The sequence below is a fragment of the Rhizobium sp. SG741 genome (assembly GCF_012275435.1).
Classification (GTDB): Bacteria; Pseudomonadota; Alphaproteobacteria; order Rhizobiales; family Rhizobiaceae; genus Rhizobium; species Rhizobium lusitanum.
Map to the genome: position 1 here is coordinate 85649 of NZ_JAAZQP010000004.1, position 17952 is coordinate 103600.

The window sequence follows — 17952 nt, forward strand, 5'->3', positions numbered from 1 at the left end:
CAAACGATCGTCGCAACAATCGAATGAATGAATGCATAGGTGGGGGAGACACAATGGCATTTTCTGTTGCGTTGAGGGGGGCATTTGCGCTCATCATCGGTTCATCATTCGCAAGCGCCGCTTTTGCGGGCGGTCTTGATCGTTCCGGCTATGATATCGATCTGCTGTTCGACAAGGGACGGTATGTTTTCGAGTCCGGCGTTACCTACGTCATGCCCGACCGTAAACTGAAGAATGCGAAGGATACCGATCCGAGCGATGGCAACCTCAACGGTCGTAGTCACTCGACCGATGCCTCGGAAAATTATGCGATGCCCTATGTCGCTTTCAAGATCGGCATCACCGACGACCTCGATTGCATGGCTGATTACTCTCAGCCGTTCGGTGGGCATCTTAACGAAGGCCTGAACTGGGCCGGTGCCAACAATGAGAGCGAGGTCAAGGTCAGCACGAACAATTATGCGGCCACCTGCTCGTACAAGTTCGATGCGGGTCCGGGCGACTTGCGTCTGATCGGCGGTGGCTTCTATCAGGAAGTCAGTGGCTTCAAGTCCCGTCTTGTCTCGGTCATTCCGGCTCCGCTTTCCTCCGTCTACGATGGTGTCGGTTCGCTTGATGTGGACGGTCACGGCTGGGGCTGGCGCGCCGGTCTCGCCTATGAAATACCGGAATATGCCTTCCGCACGAGTCTCGTCTATAACAGCCGGGTCAAGTACGACAACCTCAAGGGCAGTGTCGATCTGACGGAACTGCCGCCGATCCGCCCGTTCTTTGGCAAGCTCACGTCCGTCTTCGGATCGGCCGATGCTCCCGACTCGCTGGAATGGAAGGTGCAAAGCGGCATAGCGCCGGACTGGCTCGCTTTCGGCTCGGTGAAGTGGACGAATTGGAGCATTCTGCAAAGCATCGCTCTTTGCCCGACATCGACGCGCGGCACGTCGTGCAAGGTCGGTGGTGCCACGGAGCTCACCTCGCTTGATCTGCTGTACCGCGACGGCTGGACCATTAGTGGCGGCATCGGGCACAAGTTCAATGACAAGTGGAGCGGCGCCGTCAGCCTGGGCTGGGATCGCGGCACGAGTGACGGCTACGGCATGAATTCGGATACCTGGACGCTTGGTGCGGGTGTTGCCTACAAACCGACGGAGCATGTCCAGTTCAACTTCGGCGGTGCGCTCGGCCTGATGACATCAGGCAAATCCGGGCCGGTCACACGCGGCGGCATAGTCTACGGCAACGATGCCAGCTATAGCTTCGGCAATGATTTGGTCGCGGCTCTCCAGACGTCGATGAAGGTGAGCTTCTAACGATAAGCCTTTGGATTAAAAACTATATTTTATTTAAGTGATCTGTACGCCGCGAGCCTTCCTGGTCTCGCGGCGTTTCATTGTGAAGCCGTGGGGAAACACGCTCGAAAATGATCTACCTGGGCACGTTATGGTTAATGAAGCCTCAAGGCCGGTCAAATTTTTGTGACGAATTAGCAACAGTCTATTTCAAGAGATTACGGCCACGTGATCAGATTACAATTTGTCCATTTCCCGCCACAAATGGGGAGCAGCGATTACGTGGGCACAGGGGTAAGCCTTGTAGAGGGTGCGTAAGCGGTTGATGGGTGAACTTCCACTTTGGCATGAACAACAATCCGGGATCGGGGCGGCAGCGCTTCCGAAGCAGCCGGGAATTCGTTGTCTGCCAGGGAATGCCGCACACCGAACGATGTTTACCATCATCCGCGGGAAGATGAGTGGGAACGCCGTTCCGGCCGCCGGATACGATAATGACCGCCGAAATGCTGGTTTGGACATAATTGCAGGCTATGGTCGCAAATGTGGCAAACGGCATCGTTTTAATGCCGCAGGAATCTTCCTCGCGGGGGATTTTGCAGTCTCGTGCATGGTCAGGGAAAACATTCGCAGATCTGACGATGTATATGGAATCGCCGTGGCAGATGCGGATGGAGCGAAAGAAATCGACTGTTATGTTTAAGTCTGAGTTCATATCAGCGAGAGTCATGATGCTCAGCCTGTCCCTTGCCGCTTCCGTGGCGCTGGCGGGCCAAGCCCGGGCATTCGATATCAATGCCGGGGTCACCAAGGAATCGGGGCCGTTCGATCTCTTCAAATTCGGCTTCAGAGCCTACAAGAACGGTCAGAAGGAAGAGGCGGTCGAAGCCTACAAATATGCCGCTGAAAAGGGGCATACCGGTTCGCGTTGGGCTCTCGCCAACATGTATGCCGATGGCGACGGTGTCGCGCAGAACGATTTCGAAGCCTTCAAGATTTACAGCGAGATTGCCCAGCAGGGCGTCGAGCCGGGCTCTGAAGATACAGGCTTCTTCATCAACGCGCTGCTCGCCCTTGCCAGCTACTACAAGACCGGCATTGCCAATAGCCCGGTCAAGATCGATCTCAATCAGGCGCGCCAGCTCTATTTCCAGGTCGCATCGACTTTCGGTGTTCCCGAGGCACAGTTCCAGCTGGCTCAGATGCTGTTGTCCGGAGAGGGCGGGGCCACCAACGTGCAGCAGGCGAAGAAGTGGCTGAACCAGGCGCGCAAGAGCGGCCATCCGGGTGCCATGGCCGTTTTTGGTAATCTCCTGTTCCAGGAAGGTCAATCCGTCCGCGGCCTGGCGTTCTTGACCGCGGCGCTCGACAAGTGCAAACCGCAGGATTGCAGCTGGATGGAAGACATGCAGGAGCAGGCTTTCTCGCTGGCTAATGAGAATGACCGCCGTGTCGCAGTCTCCATGGCGCACCAGCTGGATGTCGCCGGTTCCGATTGATCCGGCGCCTTAAGACGACACTCAGCTGATTGGTTTGAAATCGAAGCTTAGCTGCTGAAATCGAGATGCGCGATGACCGGGACGTGGTCAGAGGGTTTTTCCCAAGCGCGCACGTGTTTCTCGATCGCGGTCGCCGCAAGGCGATCGGCCGCTTCCGGCGACAGCATCAGATGGTCGATCCGGATGCCGTTGTTCTTCGGCCAGGCGCCGGCCTGATAATCCCAGAATGAATAGAGTTTGACCGCATCGGTGGTGGCGCGGACTGCGTCGGTGAAGCCGAGATGTTCGAGCTGGCGGAAAGCCCGGCGGGTCTGGGGCAGGAACAGCGCATCGTTTTCCCATACCTTCGGGTCGAAGCAATCATGCGGCTCCGGGATAACATTGTAGTCGCCGGCAAGAATGATCGGTTCTTCCAGCGCCAGGCGATCCCCAGCGAATTTCCGCAGACGTTCCATCCAGGCGAGTTTGTAGGGGTATTTTTCCGAATCGATCGGATTGCCGTTCGGCAAATATAGGCAGCAGACACGCAATGCGCCGTGTCCTTCGATGGAAAACACCGCTTCCATGAAGCGGGCTTGTTCATCGCCATCGTCACCGGGCAGGCCGCGGGTCACTTCGTCAGGCTTGACCTTTGAGAGAATCGCAACGCCGTTGAAACCCTTTTGCCCGTGCGTCTCGACATGATAGCCGAGCGCCTCGATCTCCAGGCGCGGAAAACCTTCGTCGACCGTCTTGATCTCCTGCAGGCAGGCGATGTCCGGGCTCGAATCCTTCAGCCACTGGCATAGGTTCTCGATACGCGCTTTGACGCCGTTGATGTTCCAGGTGGCGATTTTCATGGGCGGCTCGTTCCTTTGCTTCGCCTTGTTGTATCCGCGGCAAGTGGACTTGACTACCGCCCATGTGAAAGCCGGCCGGGAGCGAAGGCCTCCGGCCGGCGATCAAGCTGTGGAAAAAGCTGACGTGTCAGATCGAAAAACTGGTGCCGCAGCCACAGCTTGCGACAGCATTCGGATTCTTGATCTGAAAGGATTGCCCGAGCAGATTGTCGACGAAATCGATCTCGGAACCGGCCATGTAGACCAGCGATAACTGGTCGATCAGTACGGTGGCATCACCCTTTTCGACAATGATATCATCGTCTTCGGGGCCTTCTGCAAGATCGAATTTATAGGAAAAGCCGGAACAGCCGCCGCCTTCGACGGCGACGCGAAGCGCCCGTTTGCCAGCCTCTGCGCCGACGATATCAGCGATTCGCTTTGCCGCGGCGTCCGATAGGGTTACGTTTGTCTCAGTCATGTATTCCTCCTGCCGGGGTCAAGATCCGGAGAGAACCATTACGCCGTCGAACTTTCAAACGGCTGATATCCATAGCCTTTATCATGAAAGTCAGGCCGGTGACAGCTATGGTTTCGTGGTTGAGCCACACACCATTTTGCTGTTTTCTTGTCTATAGGTATGAAGGCTGCAAAGCGACGTCAATGGGCTGGGCTGCTCCATGTTTGGAGGAATACCGTTGGCCGACTGAAATGAAACGCCCTTCGCGCGTTTGAGCGCGCAGGGTACTAATGCCGGAATGGATAGGTAATGACGATCGACAGGCATGCATTGGGTTTCGGTTATGGAGAAAAGGCCGCCTACGCGACGGACCCTTGGGCATCGCGAGGCCGGCTCTATGAAGAGGGGGCGAGCCCGACGCGCTCCGAATTCCAGCGTGACCGCGACAGGATCGTCCACACGACGGCCTTCCGGCGACTGAAGCACAAGACGCAGGTGTTCATTGCTCAGGACGGCGATCACTATCGCACGCGCCTGACGCATACGATCGAAGTCGCGCAGGTTGCTCGCGCCCTGGCGCGCGCGCTGAAGCTGGATGAGGATTTGGCCGAAGGCGTGGCGCTGGTTCACGATTTCGGCCACACGCCCTTCGGGCACACCGGCGAAGACGCGCTGCACGAGATGCTGCTGCCCTATGGCGGCTTCGACCACAATGCGCAATCCCTGCGCATCGTGACGAAGCTCGAGCGGCGTTATGCCGAATTCGACGGGCTCAATCTTACCTGGGAGACGCTCGAAGGCCTGGTCAAACACAACGGTCCGTTGATGACGCCCGACGGCAATGGCACCCATGGCCCGGTGCCGCAGCCCATCCTGGACTATTGCGAAATCCATGATCTCGAAATTGCCACCTATGCCAGTCTGGAGGCGCAGGTTGCGGCGATCGCCGACGACATCGCCTACAACACGCATGATATCGATGACGGCCTTCGCTCCGGCTATCTGACCTTCGACATGCTGGAGGAGGTGCCGTTTCTCTCCGGGCTCATGGCGGAGGTGAGGGCGCGCTATCCGCATCTGGAGCCGAGCCGGTTCACGCATGAGATCATGCGCCGGCAGATCACCCGCATGGTCGAGGATGTGATTGCGGTATCACAGCAAGCGCTCGCCGAGATCAAGCCTGACAGCGTTGCCGATATCCGCGGCGCCGGCCGCATTATCTCGACTTTCTCGCCCGAGATGGCCGAAACCGATAAGCAGATCAAGCAGATGCTGTTCAAGCGCATTTATCGCCACCCGGATATCATGCGTATCCGTGCCGGCGCGGCACAGATCGTTACGGATCTGTTCCGTGCCTATATGGACAATCCCAAGGAGATGCAGAGCCATTATTGGGTCGACCATATCGCCGGCCTTGCCGTCGCCGCCAAGGCTCGACATGTCGGCGACTATCTGGCTGGCATGACCGACACCTATGCCATCAGTGCTCACAAGCGGCTGTTTGACCAGACTCCCGATTTGCGATAGGCAGCGGCGGCGTTGGGCCGACAGCGGCCCGCCCAAGCTATGCGTGGACCATATCATGAACCTTTTCACCGACTTCGAAGCAAGAATTAAGAACGCTCTCGAGCAAATTGATATTGTAAGAGAAAAGCGATCTGAACTCGACTTCGGGCGTATCGGCGTTGAGCCGCCGCGAGATGCCAGCCATGGCGATGTCGCCACCAATGCGGCGATGGTGCTGTCCAAGGCGCTCGGCACCAATCCGCGCGCGCTCGCCGAGATTATCGTCGCCAAGCTGAAGGAAGACGCAGACGTCGCCGAGGTTTCGGTCGCCGGTCCTGGCTTCATCAATATCCGCCTCTCGGTCGGCTACTGGCAGCGTCTCTTGTCGACCATGATCTCCGAGGGAGAGCGGTTCGGTCGCTCGACCCTCGGCTTGGGCCAAAAGGTCAACGTCGAGTACGTCTCCGCCAACCCGACGGGCCCGATGCATGTCGGCCATTGCCGTGGTGCCGTGGTTGGCGACGCGCTGGCGAACCTGCTCGGTTTTGCCGGCTACGAGGTCACCAAGGAATATTACATCAATGATGCTGGCTCGCAGATCGACGTGCTGGCTCGGTCCGTGTTCATTCGGTATCGCGAGGCGCTCGGCGAGCCGGTCGGCGAAATCCCGGCCGGCCTTTATCCCGGCGACTATTTGGTTCCGGTCGGCGAAGCGCTCGCCAAGGAATTCGGCACGAAGCTGCGTGGCATGCCGGAAGATCAATGGCTTCCCATCGTCAAGGATCGGGCCATCGACGCGATGATGGCGATGATCCGCCAGGATCTCGAAGCCTTGAACGTTCACCATGACGTCTTCTTCTCCGAGCGCACGCTGCACGCCAATGGCGCGGCCCTGATTCGCACGGCGATCAACGACCTGACCTTCAAGGGCTATGTCTACAAGGGCGCATTGCCGCCGCCGAAGGGACAATTGCCTGAAGATTGGGAAGATCGCGAGCAGACGCTCTTCCGCTCGACGGAAGTGGGCGATGATATCGATCGTCCGCTGATCAAGTCGGACGGTTCCTATACCTATTTTGCCGCCGACGTCGCCTACTTCAAGAATAAGTTCGATCGCGGCTTCAACGAGATGATCTATATTCTCGGCGCCGACCATGGCGGCTACGTCAAGCGGCTCGAAGCCGTGGCGCGTGGGGTATCGGAGGGAAAGGCGAAGCTGACGGTGCTTCTATGCCAGCTGGTCAAGCTGTTCCGCGATGGCGAGCCCGTGAAGATGTCGAAGCGGTCGGGCGATTTCGTCACGCTGCGCGAAGTCGTCGACGAAGTCGGCCGCGATTCGGTGCGGTTCATGATGCTCTATCGGAAGAATTCCGAGCCCTTGGACTTCGACTTTGCAAAGGTCACGGAACAGTCCAAGGACAATCCGGTCTTCTACGTGCAGTATGCGCATGCTCGCTGCATGTCGATCTTCCGGCAGGCCAAGGAAGCCTTCCCCGACCTTGATATTGCATCGCTCGACCTGGCCAAGGCGGTCGCCGGCGTGATCTCCGATCCGGCGGAACTACAGCTGGTCGCCAAGATTGCGGAATTCCCGCGAATCGTTGAAGCTGCGGCACAGTCGCAGGAGCCTCATCGCATCGCCTTTTACCTTTACGATCTAGCAAGTTCCTTCCATGGACACTGGAATAAAGGTAAAGATTTACCTGAATTACGATTTGTTAACGATAAGAACCGAGAATTGAGCATTGCCAGACTTGGGCTGGTGTACGCTGTCGCGTCGGTTTTGAAGTCAGGTCTTGGTATAACCGGGACCGCAGCACCGGACGAAATGCGATAAACGTCACCATTTACCCACATTGCGCTGGCATTTAACTGTAGCGTTTTCGAGTGGAACGGTGATGGCAGAAAAACAGTTGGCGTATCGCGCAAGCGGAAACGACGAGTTCTTTGCGGATGATGATCCGCTCGCAGAACTCGCGCGTATCGTAGGTTTTGAGCCGCGCCCTGCTGCTCAGGCAGCTCCCGCGGCTCAGCGGCAGGAGCCCGCCTTCAATCTCGAGGACGAGCTTCTTCGCGAATTCGAGCGTTACGATACGCCTCGTATGAGTCCGGCAAATGACATTTCTGTTCCGCCGGAGCAGCCGGTGCTTTCCAATCAGGCTCCGGTTTCGCCTCCTGCCGAACCGGTGCGAGCCGAACCCAAGTTCGAGGAGCCGCCGCAGCCTGTGGCCCCGGTCAAGCCTACAATGGGTGCGCGCGATCTGATCGACGAGCTGGAAATGTCGATCGCGCCGGCTTTGCAGGCGGTCATGGCCTCACCTCCGCCACGGCTCGATCCGCCGCCGGCGCCTCCGGTCGTCAAGCCGACGCCGCAGTCCGCTGCCGCGACCGTGCGGTTGCCGCTTGCGAACTTTACGCTTGCATCCCCATCCGTGCCGCGCGAGCAGCCCGCCCCGGTGGCTCCTCCGGTCGCTCCTGTGCTGCCCGAAACAAGCCAGGTCGACACGGCATTCGATTTCGAGCCAGCCAAAACTGCTGCTGCGTATCAAACTTACAAGCCGCAGCCCGTTGTCGCTGATCAGCCGACCCCGGCGGTCGATGTGCCTGCATCGCCCAAGGTGCGGACCGTTGACGCGGCCGCCCTTTCGGCGGAGATCGATGCTCTATTGGCCGACGTGGATCGCTATCCCGTTCCGCCGAGAAGCAATGATCCGGTAGCGAAGGCGGAACCCAGCTTCGGCGATTTCGGTTCTTCGTTCACAGAACACGCCGCTGCGCCGGCGGTTGCCGCGACTGCGCCGCAGCCTGAGGCGCCGCAGCCGATCACCTTTGATATCGAGGATCCGTTTGCCGGTCAGGATTTCGAGTTCGATCTCGCGGATATCGAAATGGAACTTGCCGGTCTCGATTTTGCCGAGGCCGATAAATCCGCTCCTGCAAGACAACCGGTTCCGGCTGCGCCGGCAATTGAGCCCATCGTCTCACGCGCCACGCCGGTTGCGCCTGTCGCTCCTTTAGCCGCCGCGGCTGCGCCGCAGCCGGTACAGGCCGCACCAATCCCCGTCGTGCCCGCCGCAAGCATGGCTGCTCCGGCGTTCGACGCCGATCAAATGCTGCCCTTCGATCCGACCGAGATTTCCGATACGGAAGAGCGCGTCGAAAACTTCGAGGGATCGCATGTTCCGCATCTGCCGGCGATCGAGCCGGAAGAGCCGGTCGTCGTTCCGCCGGAATATGATTTCGACATCGATTCCGAGATGGCGAGCCTCCTGGGCACGCCGGCCAAGGAAGCAGCATCGGAGCCGTTCAAGCCGGCCGCTGGTGCCGCGTTCGGCGGCGCTGCCGCCGCAGCATCTTGGTCGAAGAGCACGGCGGCCCAGCCCGCTGCGGCCGTTGCCAAACAGCCGATCGAGGAATTCGATGAATTCGAGCGTGCGCTGGAGGAGGATTTCCGCCGCAGCTATCGCGAAGCCGCCACTCCGGTCGAGAATGTTGCCCGGATGACGCTGAACCCGGCGGCGGCCAACCGTCGTCCGGCGCGTCCGGTGCGCAACCTGGCGACAGCCGCGGCCGTCATCTCCGTTCTCGGTCTTGGCGCTTACGGCGTCTACGGCTGGGTCCGTCACGGATCGCCGATCTCCAACTTCTCCGGCGAGCCGCGCGTGATTACCGCCGATGCCAATCCGGTGAAGGTGGCTCCGGAAAATCCAGGCGGCACCGTTGTCCCCAATCAGGACAAGGCCGTTTATGACCGCGTCGCCGGCGACGGCACCGCGGCGCCGAAGCAGAAGGAGCTGGTCTCCTCCAACGAGCAGCCGGTCGATGTGGTGCAGAAGACCCTCATTCCGGAATCCGTATCTCCGGATGACGATAGTGGCGATCAGGTGACGTCGACCCCCGTCGGTGAAACCCAAGATCCGCGCCTGCTTCCAAATCAGGACGGCGGCAACGCGAATGTCGCGGCCAATGATGACGGTCAGGTGCCGGCGGTATCGCCGCGCAAGGTCCGGACGATGATCGTCAAGCCTGACGGTTCTCTGGTTGCTCGTGACGAGCCTGCCGTCGACACCACGACAACAGCTGCGGCAAAGCCGGCAGCAAACAACCAGGTTGCATCGGCCGATCTTCGTCCGGCCACCACGAATACGCCGCCGACCTCCGCCAATACGCCGCCGGCCGCCGCCGATGGCGACGCTGCCAGCGCCGAAAGCACGCCGATCCGTGTCGTCAAGACGACCCCGCTTCCGACCGCTCGTCCGGAGCCGGCCAAGGCAACCGCTACCGCTGCTGCCGCAACTGCGCCCGCCGCCGTTGCGCCTCGGCAGACGCAGCCCAAGCCTCAGCCGCAGTCGCAGCAGGTCGCTTCGGCAAGCCCGGCGCCAACTCGCCAGGCCGCTCCGGCTGCCGCGACCGTCGGCGCTGGTGGTTATGGTGTGCAGATTGCTTCCCTGCCGTCCGAGGCCGATGCGCAGAAGTCGCAGGCGAACCTGAAGGTGAAGTTCGCCAGTGTCATCGGCAACCATCCGCTGGAAATCCGCAAGGCCGATATCGCCGGCAAGGGCACCTACTATCGCGTCCGCGTCGTCGCCGGTTCCAAGGACGAGGCCGCGGCCATCTGCGAGCGCTACCGCACCGCTGGTGGCACCTGCCTGATTTCGAAATAAGGGATCTGGCTTCAGTCTTTCGGCAAAGCGGCGGGTTCATCCCGCCGTTTTCGTTTGCGCCGTTCGGTTTTTGTGAATGCCGGCTTGACGCCGCTCGCGTTTCGCGGCGTCAGTCTCTATGATTCGAGCATGACCGAATCGAAATCCATGATCCTTGGCTGCAGCGGCCATGCCATCACGCCCGAAGAGCGCTCCTTCTATCAGGGAGAACAGCCATGGGGCTTCATCCTGTTTGGACGCAATATCTCCGAGCCGGCCCAGATCGCCGATCTGGTTGCGTCCCTGCGTGACAGTGTCGGGCGTGACGCGCCGGTTTTCATCGACCAGGAGGGGGGCAGGGTGCAGCGCATCCGCCCGCCGATCCTGCCGCATTATCCTTCCGGCCAGGCCTTGGGCGATATCTATCGTCAGGATCGTGAGCGCGGCCTGCGGGCAGCCTGGCTGATGTCCAGGCTGCATGCCTTCGATCTTTTGAAGTTCGGTATTAATGTCGATTGTCTGCCCGTGCTTGATGTCCCGGTCGAGGGTTCCAGCAATGTCATCGGCAATCGCGCCTATGGCGGCGATCCGGTAACGGTGATGGAGATGGGGCGTGCGGCTGCCGAAGGCCTCAAGGCCGGCGGCGTCCTGCCCGTGATGAAGCACATGCCCGGCCATGGCCGTGGCTTTGCCGATTCGCATCACGAATTGCCCGTCGTCTCTGTTCCGCGCGCTGAGCTCGAGGCGCATGATTTCATGCCTTTCGTCGCACTCAAGGACGAATTGATGGCGATGACGTGCCATGTCGTCTTCACCGATATCGATCCGACGAACCCAGCGACGACGTCGCGCAAGGTAATCGAGGAGATCATCCGTGGCCATATCGGCTTTGAGGGCCTGTTGTTGTCGGACGATACCTCGATGAATGCGCTGAAGGGTACGATCGGCGAGCGCGCTGCAAATATTGTTGCGGGCGGATGCGATATCGTGCTGCATTGCAATGGCGTTATGGACGAGATGCAGCAGGTCGTGCGCAACGTTCCGCCATTGACCGGCGCGGCGCTGGTGCGGACCAAGGCGGTGGAAGCTGCTTTCGGTCATGATGATGGCGCCGACGAGACGTCGATTCGCGCCGAATTCGACGCTATGTTTGCAGTGGCCTAGACCGAACTCCGAGGATCTGACGGGTGAACAAGGTGAGCGGCACGGAGAAGTTTCAGCAGGCGGCAATGCCGATGGACAAGCTGTGGCAGGAAAGCGACGCGCAACGCGGCTCGCATGATCCGGCCCTCGTCATCGATATCGCCGGCTTTGAAGGACCGCTGGATCTGCTGCTGCATCTGGCCCGCACCCAGAAGGTCGATCTGTCGCGCATCTCCGTGCTGGCGCTTGCCGAGCAATATCTTCTGTTCATCGACAGCGCCCGGCGCATTCGCATAGAGCTTGCGGCCGACTATCTGGTCATGGCCGCGTGGCTTGCCTATCTCAAATCCAAGTTGCTCATTCCGCAACAGAGCAAGGAAGACGGGCCGACGGGTGAGGAGATGGCGGCGACGCTCGCCTTCCGCCTGAAGCGCCTTGAAGCGATGCGCGATGCGGCGACGGATCTCGTCAATCGCAATCGCCTCGGTCGCGATATATTTGCCCGCGGAGCGCCGGAGCACATCCCGGATCGGCGCCAATCGGCCTTTGATGCCAGTCTTTACGATCTTCTGAGTGCCTATGCCGGACTACGCCAGCGACAGGCTGTCACCCAGGTGACGATCGAGAAGCGCCGCGTCTGGTCTCTGGCGGATGCCCGCGTGATCCTGGACCGGATGATTGGTGAAATCACCGATTGGACCGCGTTGGAACATTATCTGGTAGGTTACATGACGAGCGCCAGCGAGCGTGCGACGGCCATCGCCAGCGCCTTTGCGGCTTCGCTCGAGCTGGTGCGCGAAGGGCAGCTGGAAATCCGGCAGGAGGGCGCATTTCAGCCGCTCTACATGCGGCGCGGGCCGAAGCACGCGTCACTTGAAGCCGCGGAATAGGGCAGGGAGCGAGCGTGACCGATCCTGACGAAGACCAGCCGCGGATGGAATACGAGACAGCGGCGCCCGAGGTCGATGAGCGCCGTCTGGGCGACGCCGAGCGCGTTGCTGAAGCGCTGGTCTTCGCTTCGGCTCAGCCGGTTTCCGAGGCGTTCATTGCCGAGCGTGTCGCGCCTGGCGTCGATGTTCCCGCCCTGATGCAGAAGCTCAAGTCCGATTATGCCATGCGTGGCGTCAATCTCATTCAGATTGAAGGAGCCTGGGCCTTCCGGACGGCAGCCGATCTCTCTTTCATGATCCGGCGCGATGAGAACGAAGTGCGGAAACTGTCCCGCGCCGCCCTCGAAGTACTGGCCATCATCGCCTATCACCAGCCGGTGACGCGCGCCGAAATCGAGGATATCAGGGGCGTGCAGACCTCCAGGGGCACGCTCGATGTCCTGATGGAAGCCGGCTGGGTTCGTTTCCGCGGCCGTCGCCGTACGCCGGGCCGACCGGTGACTCTGGGCACGACGCGCGACTTCCTCGATCACTTCGGCCTGGAAGAGCTGCGCGATTTGCCGGGTCTCGAAGAGCTGAAGGGAGCGGGCTTGTTGTCCGGACGCATCCCCGCCAATTTCAATATCCCGTCGCCATTGATGAGCGACGAGCTCACCGAAGACGAGGATCCCATCACGCAGATGGACCTGGAAGAGCTCGGTCTTCTGCCGCCGAGCGGCGCAAACTCCGGCGATTGAGCCAGAAGCAATGGCATTTCAACGGGCGATCGCGGCAAGGCCGGCTTTTTTTCGAAACTGATGGCGCGTCTCTCTTTTGCCATTAGCCGGTGCGAATATGAAAATCATTCTCTCGGGTTGGAGACGTTCGGTCGCCGCAACGGCGTTCGGCATATCGATATGCGTGGATGCAGTACATTTTGGTGTTTGAAAAACATCCGCAAACGTCTTACATCGAGAAGACGCAAAAATTGGGAGTTATCGCAATGGGTTCTCTAAGCATATGGCACTGGCTCATCGTCCTGGCCATCGCGCTGTTGTTGTTCGGCCGTGGAAAGATCCCGGAGCTGATGGGTGACGTCGCCAAGGGTATCAAGAGCTTCAAAAAAGGCATGAACGACGACGAGGATACTTCGGCGCAGCCGACCCCGGCGGCGACGACGACGTCCCGCACGGTCGAGCACAAGGCTGACGAAACGAAGTAATCAAGTCGGGCGGGCGCGGGCTGAAAGGCTTGCCGTTGGCCCAGGAGCCTTTGCATGTTCGATATAGGCTGGTCGGAGCTCGTGATTATTGCCATCGTGGCACTTGTGGTCATTGGCCCGAAGGAGCTGCCGGCAACATTGCGGACAATCGGCAAGATGACCGCGCGCGCCCGAAAAGTGGCGGGAGACTTCCGTGCACAGTTCGATGAGGCGATGCGCGAGGCAGAGTTGGACGATGTGCGCCAGACGATCTCGGATGCCCAGAAGCTCAATCCCGTCAATTCGTTGCGGGAAGCCATGAACCCGTTGCGGCAGATGGGCAACGAGATAAAAGCCGATCTGCAGCGTTCGACGACGATGGACAAACCCGCGACCGCAACGTCTGTTACGGACGAACCGGTGCCCGGTGTCGCGGCTGGATTGCCGGAAGCGCTTTCGACGATCCCAGCGTCGAACGAGCCGGCGCCCGTGGTTGCTCCCCCTCCACAATCGGTTGCCGCTGCAAGCGAAACAACCGCCAAGCCGAAGGCTGCGCGCAAACCGCGGGCCAAAGCGGATGATGTCGCTGCCGCCGCCGTGCAGACCTCCGTCGTTGCGGAAAAGCCGAAACGTGCGCCACGCAAGGTGGCGGTAGCCGCTGCTGCTGAGGAAACGCCCGCCACTGCCCCCAGGAAGCGCGCTACAGCCAGCAAGACAACGCCGGAGAAGAAGGACCAGGCATGACAGGTGATATCGACGATAAGCCGCAGCCGCTTATCGAACACCTCATGGAACTGCGTTCGCGGCTGATCTGGTCGCTGGTGGCGTTCTTCATTGCCTTCATCGGCTGCTTCGCCGTGGCGAAACACCTCTTCAACTATCTGGTCTACCCCTATAAATGGGCTGTCGTCTGGGCCGGGCTCGATCTTAGCAAGGCCGAGCTGATCTATACGGCGCCGCAGGAATTCTTCTTCACCCAGGTGAAGGTCGCCATGTTCGGCGCGCTGGTCATCGCTTTCCCGATCATCGCCGCGCAGATCTACAAGTTCGTGGCGCCCGGCCTTTACAAGAACGAGCGCTCTGCCTTCCTTCCGTTCCTGATCGCGTCGCCCGTTCTATTCCTGATGGGTGCGGCGCTCGTCTATTTCTTCTTCTGCCCCATGGTCATGTGGTTCTTCCTGAAGATGCAGCAGGCGCCAGCCGACGGTCAGATCGGCATTGCGCTGCTGCCGAAGGTCTCGGAATATCTGAGCCTGATCATGACGCTGGTCTTCTCCTTCGGCCTTGTCTTCCAGTTGCCTGTCATCACCACGCTGCTGGCCCGCGTCGGACTGTTGACATCGGAGTGGTTGGCGCAAAAGCGCAAGTTCGCGATCGTCTTCGCGTTCATCATAGCCGCCGTGCTGACGCCGCCGGATCCGATGTCCCAGATCGGCCTTGCAGTGCCGACGATCCTTCTCTACGAGATTTCCATCTACGCGGCGCGACTCGTGGAACGCCAGCGTGCACGGCAGACGCTTGAGGAGAATGACGAGACGTCCGATGTCACCAAGACGGATAATGTCTGAGCGACGGGCGAGGAGCGTTCTTCCCTGAGGGTTTGCTGGATCGATCTCCGACCGATATCTCGGTCGGAGCCGCAGTCATGTGTAACGATCTGGAACGACGATGCTTGATATCAAATGGATTCGTGAGAATGCCGAGGCTCTGGATGCAGCGCTTGCCAAGCGCGGCGCGGAGCCTCTGTCGCAAGGCCTTATTGCGCTCGACGAGAAGCGCCGCTCCGTCATTCAATCAGTCCAGGATATGCAGTCCCGCCGCAACGCCGCCTCGAAGGAGATCGGCGCGGCGATGGCGCAGAAGAACGCCGAACTTGCCGAGAAGCTGAAGGCCGAGGTCGCCGACATCAAGACTTCGCTTCCGGCTGCGGAGGAGGAGGAGCGCACGCTGACGGCCGAGCTCAACGACGCCCTGTCGCGCATTCCCAATATCCCGCTTGAGGATGTGCCTGTCGGCAAGGACGAGCATGACAATGTCGTCAAGCATTCCTGGGGCGCCAGGCCGACCTGGAACCACAAGCCGAAGGAGCATTTCGAGATCGGCGAAGAGCTCGGCTATATGGATTTCGAGCGCGCGACCAAGCTTTCTGGTTCGCGCTTCACCGTGTTGACGTCGCAGCTTGCGCGCCTCGAGCGTGCGCTTGGCCAGTTCATGCTCGATCTCCATACGAGCGAGCACGGCTACACCGAAGTCAGCTCGCCGCTGATGGTGCGCGACGAGGCCATGTTCGGCACCGGCCAATTGCCGAAATTCGCCGAGGACCTGTTCAGGACCACGGACGGCCGTTGGTTGATCCCGACTGCCGAAGTGACGCTCACCAATCTGGTCTCCGGCGAGATTCTGGATCAGGAAAAGCTGCCGCTGCGCTTCACGGCGCTGACGCCGTCCTTCCGTTCGGAAGCCGGTTCCGCCGGCCGCGATACGCGCGGCATGCTGCGTCAGCACCAGTTCTGGAAGTGCGAGCTGGTGTCGATCACCGATGCCGAAAGCTCGATTGCCGAGCACGAACGCATGACGGCTTGCGCCGAAGAAGTGCTGAAACGCCTCGGCCTGCATTATCGCGTCATGACCCTATCGACGGGCGATATGGGCTTCGGCGCGCGCAAGACCTACGACCTGGAAGTCTGGCTGCCGGGACAGGATACCTATCGCGAGATCTCGTCATGCTCGGTCTGCGGCGATTTCCAGGCCCGGCGCATGAATGCACGCTACCGTGGCAAGGATGACAAGGGCACGAAGTTCGTTCACACGCTGAACGGCTCCGGCACCGCCGTCGGCCGCTGCCTGATCGCCGTCCTTGAGAATTATCTGAACGCCGATGGCTCTGTCACTGTACCGGACGCACTGCTGCCATATATGGGTGGTGTGACAAGGATCGAGAAAGCAGCATAAATCAGGCGGTGGGGCGATGCGCATACTTCTGACCAACGATGACGGTATTCACGCCGAAGGCTTGGCTGTGTTGGAGCGTATCGCCCGTACCCTGTCGGACGATGTCTGGATCGTCGCACCCGAGACCGATCAGAGTGGCCTTGCTCATTCGCTGAGCCTTTCCGAGCCCTTGCGGATGCGCAAGGTCTCCGACAAGCACTATGCGCTGCGAGGAACGCCGACGGATTGCATTATCATGGGCATCCGGCAGGTGCTGGACATCAAGCCGGATCTGGTGCTTTCGGGCGTCAATTCCGGCTCGAATGTCGCAGACGACGTCACCTATTCCGGAACGATCGCCGGGGCGATCGAGGGGACGCTGCAGGGTGTGCGTTCTTTCGCCCTCAGCCAAGCCTATGTCCATCAGAACGGCGGGCGCGTCGTGCCTTGGGAAGTAGCCGAGGCGCATGCTCCGGCCTTGCTTGGCAAGCTCATCGATATCGATTTGCCCGACGGTACTTTCCTGAACCTGAATTTCCCGAATTGCCGCCCCGACGAGGTCGCAGGGACGGAAGTGACGGCGCAGGGCAATCTCGCCTTCAACATACAAGTGGAGGAGCGTGCGGATGGCCGCGGCTTCCCATATTATTGGCTGAGATTCGGCGAACGCAGCGGCGTGTTCCGTCCGGGTACCGATATTCAGGCGTTGAAACAAAATCGTATTTCGGTAACTCCTTTGAAACTCGATTTGACGGATTATTCGGCGCAGGACCGCGTGGCGCGGGCGCTCGGTATGGAGTAGCGGATTGACACCTCGTTTGGTCGAGAAGGAAGGCTTTGCAGCCGTTGTTCTGCGGCTGCGGGCAGAGGGCATATTGGATATCGATCTGATGACGGCGGTCGAGCAGACGCCGCGCCTGCCTTTCGTGCCGCCGCAATTTGTCGATGATGCCTATTCCAGCCGGACGATCCCGATCGAATGCGGGGCCTTCATGGAAGGCATGGATCTTGTCGTCCGGATTCTTCACGGCCTCAAGATCAAGCCGGGCCACCGCGTTCTCGAGATCGGAACTGGCAGCGGCTTCACCGCCGCCGTCATGGGGCGGATTGTGGAGCGGGTCCTCACGGTCGATCGTTACAAGACGCTGACGACGGCGGCGCAGCAGCGCATGGATGCGCTCGGGCTCCGCAACGTCATCATTCGGCAGGCCGACGGCAGCGCCGGGCTGCAGGGCGAGGGCACCTTCGACCGCATCCTGGTGACCGCCGCGTTCTCGGCCATGCCGCGCTTCTATGCCGAGCAGCTGGTGTCGGGCGGATCCATGATCGCGCCGCTGATCGTGTCCGATGGTCTCTGCCGCCTGGTACGCCTGACCAAGACCGGCAGCCGCTTTGAGCGCGAAGAACTCTTCGACGTTCCCTATCAGCCCATCGTGCCGATGCTCGCCTCCTACCTTTGAGGCCCAATTTTGATTGATGAGGATGGAGAGCGGGCCGCCGGCCCGCTGTTTTATTTTCTATGGTTAGCAATTCCTCAAAAAAACACGTGCCGCACCAGTGCTTTAACCGCATGGTAAGATTAACGCGCTTTAATCG

17 protein-coding genes are annotated in these 17952 nt (G+C 60.0%); 15 read left to right on the top strand and 2 right to left on the bottom strand.

Features of this window, described 5'->3' with window-relative positions; translation table 11 throughout:
• The first annotated feature begins 53 nt into the window (after positions 1-53).
• The 3 genes from FHT29_RS11900 (at position 54) to exoR (ending at position 2785) form a co-directional block, all read left to right on the top strand.
• Positions 54-1307 carry an OmpP1/FadL family transporter gene (locus FHT29_RS11900; RefSeq protein WP_047638021.1) on the top strand — a complete coding sequence of 418 codons (1254 nt, stop codon included), beginning with the start codon at positions 54-56 and terminating at the stop codon, positions 1305-1307.
• A gap of 304 nt (positions 1308-1611) precedes the next feature.
• Positions 1612-1989 carry a hypothetical protein gene (locus FHT29_RS11905; protein WP_131512068.1) on the top strand — a complete coding sequence of 126 codons (378 nt, stop codon included), beginning with the start codon at positions 1612-1614 and terminating at the stop codon, positions 1987-1989.
• Positions 1982-2785 (top strand): exopolysaccharide production regulator ExoR, encoded by an 804-nt coding sequence (gene exoR / locus FHT29_RS11910; protein ID WP_037202801.1) that lies wholly within the window; start codon positions 1982-1984, stop codon positions 2783-2785. Before FHT29_RS11905 ends, exoR begins: the two co-directional genes overlap by 8 nt.
• Before the next feature lie 47 nt (positions 2786-2832).
• Here the strand turns inward: exoR and xth are convergent, their stop codons facing one another.
• The gene (gene xth, locus FHT29_RS11915; protein WP_168599700.1) at positions 2833-3624 is read right to left on the bottom strand and encodes an exodeoxyribonuclease III; all 792 of its coding nucleotides are present in this window, start codon (positions 3622-3624) and stop codon (positions 2833-2835) included.
• Positions 3625-3751: 127 nt separating this feature from the next.
• Positions 3752-4084 (bottom strand): iron-sulfur cluster insertion protein ErpA, encoded by a 333-nt coding sequence (gene erpA, locus FHT29_RS11920; RefSeq protein ID WP_034505246.1) that lies wholly within the window; start codon positions 4082-4084, stop codon positions 3752-3754.
• A 288-nt stretch (positions 4085-4372) separates the two neighbouring features.
• On the opposite strand from erpA, the gene FHT29_RS11925 reads away from it, so the two are divergent.
• The 12 genes from FHT29_RS11925 to FHT29_RS11980 all read left to right on the top strand — a co-directional run bounded on the left by FHT29_RS11925 (position 4373) and on the right by FHT29_RS11980 (position 17816).
• Positions 4373-5590: a deoxyguanosinetriphosphate triphosphohydrolase gene (locus FHT29_RS11925; RefSeq protein WP_168599701.1), complete on the top strand. Its 1218-nt coding sequence runs from the start codon at positions 4373-4375 to the stop codon at positions 5588-5590.
• Positions 5591-5645: 55 nt separating this feature from the next.
• Positions 5646-7406: an arginine--tRNA ligase gene (gene argS, locus FHT29_RS11930; protein WP_037201778.1), complete on the top strand. Its 1761-nt coding sequence runs from the start codon at positions 5646-5648 to the stop codon at positions 7404-7406.
• A gap of 61 nt (positions 7407-7467) precedes the next feature.
• Positions 7468-10233 carry an SPOR domain-containing protein gene (locus tag FHT29_RS11935; protein ID WP_047557833.1) on the top strand — a complete coding sequence of 922 codons (2766 nt, stop codon included), beginning with the start codon at positions 7468-7470 and terminating at the stop codon, positions 10231-10233.
• Between the two features lie 129 nt (positions 10234-10362).
• Complete coding sequence (gene nagZ / locus FHT29_RS11940; protein ID WP_047557918.1) at positions 10363-11376, top strand: beta-N-acetylhexosaminidase; 1014 nt, start codon at positions 10363-10365, stop codon at positions 11374-11376.
• A 23-nt stretch (positions 11377-11399) separates the two neighbouring features.
• Positions 11400-12245, top strand: coding sequence for a ScpA family protein (locus tag FHT29_RS11945; RefSeq protein WP_047557831.1), 846 nt, complete (start codon positions 11400-11402; stop codon positions 12243-12245).
• Between the two features lie 44 nt (positions 12246-12289).
• The gene (scpB, locus tag FHT29_RS11950; RefSeq protein ID WP_037201783.1) at positions 12290-12982 is read left to right on the top strand and encodes an SMC-Scp complex subunit ScpB; all 693 of its coding nucleotides are present in this window, start codon (positions 12290-12292) and stop codon (positions 12980-12982) included.
• Positions 12983-13227: 245 nt separating this feature from the next.
• Positions 13228-13446, top strand: coding sequence for a twin-arginine translocase TatA/TatE family subunit (locus tag FHT29_RS11955; RefSeq protein WP_037202803.1), 219 nt, complete (start codon positions 13228-13230; stop codon positions 13444-13446).
• Between the two features lie 54 nt (positions 13447-13500).
• Positions 13501-14169, top strand: coding sequence for a Sec-independent protein translocase protein TatB (gene tatB, locus FHT29_RS11960; protein ID WP_047557830.1), 669 nt, complete (start codon positions 13501-13503; stop codon positions 14167-14169).
• A complete protein-coding gene (gene tatC, locus FHT29_RS11965) occupies positions 14166-14993 on the top strand; it encodes a twin-arginine translocase subunit TatC (RefSeq protein WP_037201788.1) in 828 nt (275 codons plus the stop codon). Before tatB ends, tatC begins: the two co-directional genes overlap by 4 nt.
• A gap of 100 nt (positions 14994-15093) precedes the next feature.
• Complete coding sequence (gene serS, locus FHT29_RS11970) at positions 15094-16377, top strand: serine--tRNA ligase (protein WP_037201790.1); 1284 nt, start codon at positions 15094-15096, stop codon at positions 16375-16377.
• A gap of 16 nt (positions 16378-16393) precedes the next feature.
• The gene (gene surE / locus FHT29_RS11975; RefSeq protein ID WP_047557828.1) at positions 16394-17158 is read left to right on the top strand and encodes a 5'/3'-nucleotidase SurE; all 765 of its coding nucleotides are present in this window, start codon (positions 16394-16396) and stop codon (positions 17156-17158) included.
• Positions 17159-17162: 4 nt separating this feature from the next.
• The gene (locus FHT29_RS11980) at positions 17163-17816 is read left to right on the top strand and encodes a protein-L-isoaspartate(D-aspartate) O-methyltransferase (RefSeq protein ID WP_168599702.1); all 654 of its coding nucleotides are present in this window, start codon (positions 17163-17165) and stop codon (positions 17814-17816) included.
• Positions 17817-17952: the final 136 nt, after the last annotated feature.